General features: G+C 75.4%; 4 protein-coding genes. All 4 read right to left on the bottom strand.

Annotated features, from left to right (window positions below):
* Positions 1 to 50: 50 nt before the first annotated feature.
* The 4 genes from ABZV06_RS19720 to ABZV06_RS19705 are packed head-to-tail and all read right to left on the bottom strand — an operon-like array spanning position 51 to position 7,636.
* Positions 51 to 2,813, bottom strand: coding sequence for an FtsX-like permease family protein (locus ABZV06_RS19720; RefSeq protein ID WP_355623123.1), 2,763 nt, complete (start codon positions 2,811 to 2,813; stop codon positions 51 to 53).
* Positions 2,810 to 5,977 carry an FtsX-like permease family protein gene (locus ABZV06_RS19715; protein ID WP_355623120.1) on the bottom strand — a complete coding sequence of 1,056 codons (3,168 nt, stop codon included), beginning with the start codon at positions 5,975 to 5,977 and terminating at the stop codon, positions 2,810 to 2,812. The genes ABZV06_RS19720 and ABZV06_RS19715 overlap by 4 nt, the downstream gene beginning before the upstream one ends.
* Before the next feature lie 7 nt (positions 5,978 to 5,984).
* A complete protein-coding gene (locus ABZV06_RS19710; RefSeq protein WP_355623117.1) occupies positions 5,985 to 6,707 on the bottom strand; it encodes an ABC transporter ATP-binding protein in 723 nt (240 codons plus the stop codon).
* Complete coding sequence (locus ABZV06_RS19705; RefSeq protein ID WP_355233846.1) at positions 6,704 to 7,636, bottom strand: ABC transporter ATP-binding protein; 933 nt, start codon at positions 7,634 to 7,636, stop codon at positions 6,704 to 6,706. Before ABZV06_RS19705 ends, ABZV06_RS19710 begins: the two co-directional genes overlap by 4 nt.
* Positions 7,637 to 7,689 lie beyond the last annotated feature (53 nt).

Below are 7,689 nucleotides of genomic sequence, written 5' to 3'. Positions count from 1 at the left end.
CGAGGCCCGTTACCGGATGTCCGGTAACGGGCCTCGACGATTCCGCCCACCTACTCGCCGGCGCGGAGCACCTCGCTCAGCCGGTCGCGCCGCCGCAGCGCCGACTCGACAGGCACGATCAGGGCGGCCGCCGCCAGCAACGCCACGCTCACCAGGCCGAGCAGCCACCACGGCAGGACCGCCGCCGGGTCGGCGGCCTGACCGGTGATCAGCCGCAGGTCGAGCGGGCCGATCGTCAGGCGTGTGAGCAGGACCCCGAGGAGCGGTCCGCAGACCGCGGCGACCACCGCCGGCGGCAACACTTCACCAGCCGCCACCCAACGGGCGTCGCGTGGCCGCAGGCCGAGGGTCCGCAGCCGGGTCAGGGTCTGCCACCGCTCCGACGCGCTCGCGGCGGCGGCGAGCGCGAGGCCGAGCAGCCCCAGCGCCAGCAGCACCGCGGCGGCCGTCCACGCCAGCCTTAGCAGCCCCGCGGTCAGCGGCGCGACCCGCTGCGCCCGGAGGGCGTCCGCGCGCAGCACGACGTCGGCGGTCACGCCGCTTGCCGACAACGCCCGCGCCGCACCGGGGCCGGTCACCCAGACGGTGTTCGGGACGGCGGGCAGCCCGGCGGCGGCGAGGGCCCCGGCGTCCACGATGACGACGTCACCGGCACCGTCGACGGACGGCGCGGTACCGACGGCGGTGAGACGGATCGCCGGGGCGTCGTCCCGGGACAGCTGCAACCGCATCCCGGTCCGCAGGTCGCCGTTGCCCGACCGGACCAGCGCCGGGACGTCACCGCCGCCAGGACCGGGCACCGTGAGCCGGGCCAGTGCCGGCGCGTCCGGCAGCGGGGTGCTGGCCAGCAGACGCTGGAACGCGTCGGCATCCACGACTACCAGGCGTGGGGTGAACAGCGTCGACTCGGCGAAGACGTGCGCCGAGTCGGTCACCTGCGCGACGACCACCTGCTCCACCCCGGGTGCGGCGGCGACGCGTTCGGCGACGCCGGCCGTGGCGGCCTCGGCTTCGGCGCCGACGTCGAGGCGGGCGTCCGCGCCGACGGTGCTCCACGCGCCGTCGGCCAGGCCCCGGCTGACCGTGGACCCGAGGATGAGCGCGAACGACGCGAGCGCCGTGGCACTCACCAGCACCAGCAGCGGCAGCGCGCGACCGGCCGTGGTGGTCGCCCGAGCGGCACCGAACACGGCCAGCGGGCGGCGCGAGCGCAGGGCCCGTCGAAGCGCCAACCGTGCCCCGACGGGCAGCAGGCGAAGCAGGACGAGCGCACCGACGAGCACGCCCAGGGAGAGGGCGCTGATCGGCAGGATGAGGTCGCCCGTCAGCTCGCCGGTGCCGCTGCTGCCGGACGCGACAGGCAGGAGACCGCCCTGGTGCAGCGTGACGAAGGCGGCGACTGCGGCGATCAGGACCGCGGCCTCCACGGCGAAGCGGCGCAGCTCGCCGGTGGCCCGGACCCAGCGCCGAGCGGCCGGGTTGGCGGGTTGACGCCGGTCCCGGCTGGCGCGGGCGGCGGCGAGGATGCCGAACGCCGGCGCGGCCACGGCCCCGGCCAGGACCACGGGAACAGCCCAGGGCCAGGAGACGTCCGGTGCCGCCACACGGGCGAGCGCGAGCCCGACCGCGGCGGCGGACAGGGAGACCGCGGTGGACTCCATGGCCAGTTCCGCACCGAGGTCGGGTAACGCCGCCCCACGCTGTCGGGCGACGCTCAGCGCCGGGCCACGGCGGGCGACCAGCAGGGCGGCGGCGAGCAGCAGGAGCAGTACCGTGGCGGTCAGCACGCCGGTGAGCAGGACGGCGGCCTGTGCCCAGGCGGCGCTGATCCGCCCACGGGCGTCGCGCAGGGCGGTGTCGAGCTGGGACTCCCACTTGAGGGAGTCGTCACGGGCGCCCGACGAGCCGGAGGTCGCCTTGAGTTCGACCACCCGGCTGGCGAGCGTCGCGGTGGTGTCCCAGGTGAGCGCGTCGGGTTCGGGCGTGAACTGGACGGTGCGCCGCAGTTGGTCCTGGTCGACGGCGAGTCGGGCGTCCGGCAACGACTCGCGCGACAACAGGCCGGCGAACCGGGTGATCCCCATGCCGTCGATGCCGGGCACGGGACGCAGGAGCGCCGGGGCGAGCAGCCAGGCGGGGTCGGCGCTGTCCGCGGGTCGGTAGATTCCGCTGATCCGGACGTCCTTCCCGCGACCGCGGCCGTCCTTGAGCGGGATCCGATCACCGGGGCCGAGGTCGAGCGCGGCGGCGTCCACTTCGGAGAGGCCGACCTGCACCGGCCAGGGCGGTCCGTTGTAGGGGGCTTCGACGAACTCGCCAGGGACGGCGGGGCCGGGCGCGCTCCCGGCGACCCAGGTCACGTCCGGGCCGCCGGAGTCACCGGCCAGGTAGGTGAACTGGAAGGTACGCGGCGCGTTGCCCTCGGTGACGTTGAGGATCGGACCGCTGACGACGGCGATGGGCGGCAGCAGTGCCGCGTCGAGGTCGGGCCCGAGCGCCCGTTTCGCCCGTACCCGGAAATTGTCGACGTCCTCGGCGAGGCCCGCAGTCCGGACCCGACCGCCGGTCGGGCCGTCGTCGCGTTCCCAGGCGGCGTGTGCGAGGACGTTCGAGTCCTGGCCGGCGCGGCGGACCGTGTCCCGGACGGCCTCGTCGGCGGCGGTGCGGAGCAGCACCGGCACGGCCCCGGCGAGCAGCGCGACGGCCGCGATGACGGCGGCGGTGAGCAGCAGCGGGCCGGCGTCGGCCCGGCCACGGCCACGGATGCTGGGCCAGTGCGGCGCGAGCCACCGGCGGGTCAGCCGCCGGTTCACGGCGCCACCCGCAGGTGCGCGGCGTCCGCCCGGCGGACCTGGACGGTGACCACGACCGCGACCGCCAGCAGACATCCGGCCAGCAGCACGGCGAGCAGTGCGGCCTCGGCCGACCACGGCCAGTGTGACTGGGCGACCGGGACGGGTGCGGCGCCGGTGTCGGAGCGGACGAGCAGGGGAGCGACAACGCGGGTGGCGAGCGCGCCGACGACCGTGCCCGCCGCGAGCAGGGGCAGCAGTACGCCGGCATGCTGGCCGAGCAGCACGGTCCGGATGCCGCGCCGGGACATCCCCAGGCCGCGCAGCCGAGCCACCTCGACGGCGCGGGCCTGCAGATCGCAGGTGACGTGCAGGACGACTCCGGCGAGCAGCAGCAGAGCCGCGGCCGGGACGATGAGCCGGAACGCGCCCGGCAGCCCGGCCCGCAGCGGGCCGCCGGTGAGGCGGGCGGTCTCCGCCTCGCGGGTCGCGACGGTGCCCAGGTGCAGGGCGGCGGTCCGCTCGGCGGCGTCGGGACCGGCGGGGTTGCCGACCCACCAGGCGTCGACCGGGAACGCCAGATCGCCGACGACGACACGTGCGCGGGACAGCGTGTCCAAATCGGCCAGGACGGCGACGGCGCCGGGAGCGGACGGCACGGTCGGCACGACCTCGGTGACGACGATCGGGACGGGCGTGATGCCGACCATGACGCTGAGCTGGCTGCCGTTGTCGGCGCCGACCTCGTCGGCGAAGCGGGCGGAGACGGCGACGGGCACCGGGCCGGGGTCCGTGAAGGCGCTGGCGACGAGGGTTCGGGCGGCGTCCTCGGCGCCCCCGAGCTCGACGGTCGCGGCCATCCGCAGCGCGGTTCCCGTGGGCGTGCTGGAGAGCGTGACGCTCGGGTTGCCCACCTTGCTCGGGATCGGCGGCGCGGACGTGGCGGTCCAGGGTGATGCGTCGGTGGTCCTCTCCGTCGAGCCGGGTGCGGGCACGGTGAGCGTGACGGCTACGGCTACGGGTTCGCCGACCGTGTCGGCGGTGACCGGCAGGGCGACCGCGACGAGGCGTAACCCGTCAGCCGTCGCGCAGGCGGGCAGTCGAACCTCCCGACCGTCCAGCGGTACGACGGGACCGGTGCAGGACGTGCGGAGGCCTGTCGCGTCCTGCAACAGCACCCGGGGCGTCACGGCGAGCGGGACGTCACCGATCGCCGTACCGCTCAGGACGAGTGACGCCCCGGCCGCGACGGCGATGCCGGTGACCCGGGTACGTGGCGCCAGCGTGGCGGCGACGTCCGCCCATCCCCGGTCGCCGTCCACCCGCCCGCGCAGCAGTGCCTCGGCGCGGGTGGTGTCGACGGCGACCAGGCGCGGCGCCTCGCCGTCGGTGCCGAGCCACTGACCGACGGTCGTGCCACGGTCGAGGGCCGGACTCACCGCCCCCGCGGTGGCCGCGCTGACCAGCCTGCCGTCTCCGGCCGCCGGCGCGGTACCGAGGGTGAGTGCGAGATCGGTGCCGACGGAGAGCGCGGCCTGGTCGCGCTGCGACTGGTGCCACGTCGTGTCGAAGGCGAGGCCGAAGGTCGCGGCAGCGCAGGCCAGCCCGACGAGCAGCCCGGCGGCGACCGCCTGGGGCCGGCGGGCGGCCTCGGCGACCGCCAGCGGCAGCGCGAGCCCGCGGGCGCGGTACGCCAGCCGGTCGACGCCGCGCAGTGCGGGCAGTACCACCCGGAGCGCCAGGGCGGCACCTGCGGTGAGCAGCAGCGCGGGCGCGAGCACCCGGACCGCGTCGGCGCGTGGACTGGCGGCGCTGGGCTGCGCGTACAGCTGCCACCATCCGATGGCGGCGAACACCGTGAGCATCAGGTCTGCGCCCGACCGGGCCAGCAGTTCGCGGCGGGTGCCCCGGTCGCCTGCCGTCGGGACGGCCCGGATCGCCAGGACGGTGAGCACGGCGGCGAGCACCAGCGCGCCGCCGACGACCGCGAGGACCTGGACGCCGACGATGGCCGGCCGGACGGTGAGGCCGGCGTGGTCCAGCGGCGGCAGGTGGGTCAGGCCGGCGTGCAGGGCCGACGAGGCCGGTATCGCCAGCGCGGCGGCGACGGCGGCGAGGAGCCCGGCCTCGAGTGTCGCGGTGGCGGCGAGTTGGCGACCGCTGGTGCCCACGGCGGACCGCAGGGCGGTCTCGTCGGCCCGTATGCCCGCCGTCAGCCGGCCGGCGAGGACGAGTGCCGTCGCGGCCAGGAAACCGCCGAGGACGGCGATGGCGAGCACGACGGCTGCGGTGACGTGCCGCTGGTCGTCGGCGGCCCGCAGGGTCAGCGGCAGGTCGGAGGCGACACGTGCGAGCGTGACCCGGTCGCCGAGGGTGCCGGCCAGCCGTCGGTCGGCCTCGCGGACGCCCCCGGCCACGGTCTCCAGGTCGCGGCGGTTCGTGTGGGACAGGTCCGGATGAGCGGTGATCTCCATCCGGTCGACGGTGGCGCCGGTGGTGAGCAGGTCGGCGAGGTCCATCAGGAAGGGGCCGTAGGCGTTTACCGGCTGGAGGAAACGGCCGTCCCGATAGCCGGTGGCGGAGCCGGCCGCGGCGAGGGGGTCACGGTCCCAGCCGCGCCCCGGCAGCGGGCGTACGACCCCGACGACTGTCACGTCGATGGCCGGGACGGGCGGGTGGGCCAACTCGGCACCGAGGTGCACCCGGCTGCCGGGGATGAGGTCGAGCAGTTGGGCCGTGGACTCCAGCAGCACCGCGTCGCCGGGGTGCTGTGGCCAGCGTCCGGTGACCAGTTCGGCGCGGGCCGGCAGGTCGTCCAACCCCGACAGGTACGCCTGGGCTCCGACGGAGGTGCCCGGGGCGAGCGCGGGCGGCAGGGCCCGCAGCACCGTGGACGCCCGTGCGGTCGTCGTCACCGGTAGCGGTGCGAGCGCGGAGGTCACCACGCTGCGGGTGTCGGCGGCCACGGCCGGCACGTCCGGGCCCTCGACGGCGCCGGTGTAGACGGTCGCGTCGACGGCGGCGGGGGCGGCGCGGGCCATGGCGACCTCCAGCGCCCGCTCGGCGGTGCGGGTGATCAGGAGGGTGCAGGTGCCGAGCAGGGTGGCGCCGATCGTGACGACCCCGAGGAGGGCTGCCAGCAGCGGCCACTGCGCGCGGGCGCGCCGGCTGACCAGCCTCAGCATCGTCGCGTCACCCGGCGTTCGGTGCGGACGTGGACGGTTGCCCGGTCGCCTGGTTGTCGAGGTGCCCGTCCTGGATGCGGATGACCCGGTCGGCCAGGGCCATCATCACCGCGTCGTGGGTCGACACCAGCACGGTGACGCCTTCGGACTCCGCGACCCCACGCAGCAGTGCCATCACCGACAGGCCCGTCTCGGCGTCCAGTTGCCCGGTGGGCTCGTCGGCGAGCAGGAGCCGGGGCGAGGCGGCCAGCGCGCGGGCGATCGCCACCCGCTGCTGTTGGCCGCCGGACAGCTCGGTCGGGCGCTGCTGGGCGTGGTCGGCCAGGCCGACCAGTTCCAGCAGCAACGCGACCCGGCGCTCGCGCTCGGCCGGGGCGACGCGGGCCAGCCGCAGCGGCGCGGCGACGTTCTCGGTGGCGGACAGCACCGGGATCAGACCGAAGCTCTGGAAGACGTACGACACCTTCTCCCGCCGCAGCCGGGACAGGCCATCCTCGTCGAGCGCGGTGACGTCGGTCCCGTCGATGTGCACGGTGCCGGCGTCCGGGCGGTCCAGGCCGCCGATGACGTTGAGCAGGGTGGTCTTGCCCGAGCCGGACCGGCCGACGAGCGCCACCATCGAACCGGCGGTCACGTCGAACGACACGCCGCGCAGGGCGTGGACGACGGTCGGCCCGCTGCGGAAGCGTCGGTGCAGGTCGCGCACGCGCAGCAGCGGCTCGGTGCTCATTCGCCGCTTCGCGAGTCGGAGTGGATCGTGATGTGGTCGGGTTCCAGGGCCAGCCGGACTCGTCGGGTCAGCGCCAGCGCCTGGCGGAACTCGCGGGGCACCTGAACGCGTCCGGCCCGGTCCATCACGGCGTACTCCTCGGCGATCATGTGCGTGTCGCCCTCCGCGTCGGTGGTGGTGCGGCGCAGCACCTCGCTGCTGGTGCGACCGTCCCGGATCGCGACGGTCCGTTCTACCTGGCTGCTGACCTCCGGGTCGTGGGTCACCACGACGACGGTGACGCCGTACCGCCGGTTGACGTCCCGCAGCACACCGAAGACCTCCGCGGAGGTGGCCGCGTCCAACTCGCCGGTCGGTTCGTCGGCGAGCAGGACCCGCGGTTGGTTGGCCAGCGCCACGGCGATCGCGACCCGCATCTGCTGTCCTCCGGAGAGTTGTCCGGGGCGCCGCTCGGCGCAGTCGGCGACACCGAGGCTGTCCAGCAGTTCGGCGGCGCGCTCCCGGCGTTCCTTCTTCGCGGTGCGGGCCGCCGTCATCGGCAGGTCCACCATCTCCCGTGCGGTGAGGTAGGGGATCAGGTTGCTCGCCGTCTGCTGCCGTACGAAGCCGACGGTACGCCGTCGGTAGTCGACCCGGTCGGCGCGGGACATCGACAGCAGATTCCACTGTGCGACCCGGACCCGGCCGGCGGTGGGGGCGTCGATGCCGGCCAGGATGGAGAGCAGCGTCGACTTGCCCGATCCCGAGGCGCCGACGACGGCGATCAGCTCACCGCTCTCGACGGCCAGGTCCAGTCCCTGCAGGGCCTGGACCTCGATCGAACCGGTCTGGTAGATCCGGACCAGGTTCTCGCAGACGATGAGCGCGTCCCGGCCGAACTCGGGCGCCCGGGCGGACGGCTGCGGCAGGGAGAGCGGGGTGCTGGACATTGCCAGCAGTTTCGCAATCGGCGGCGTCGTTGACCATGCCCCCGGGCGGCTTT

Source organism: Micromonospora sp. NPDC005172 (genome assembly GCF_040608555.1).
GTDB lineage: Bacteria > Actinomycetota > Actinomycetes > Mycobacteriales > Micromonosporaceae > Micromonospora.
The sequence above is the reverse complement of the archived record's forward strand: the minus strand, read 5'-3'. Positions and strand labels throughout refer to the sequence as shown.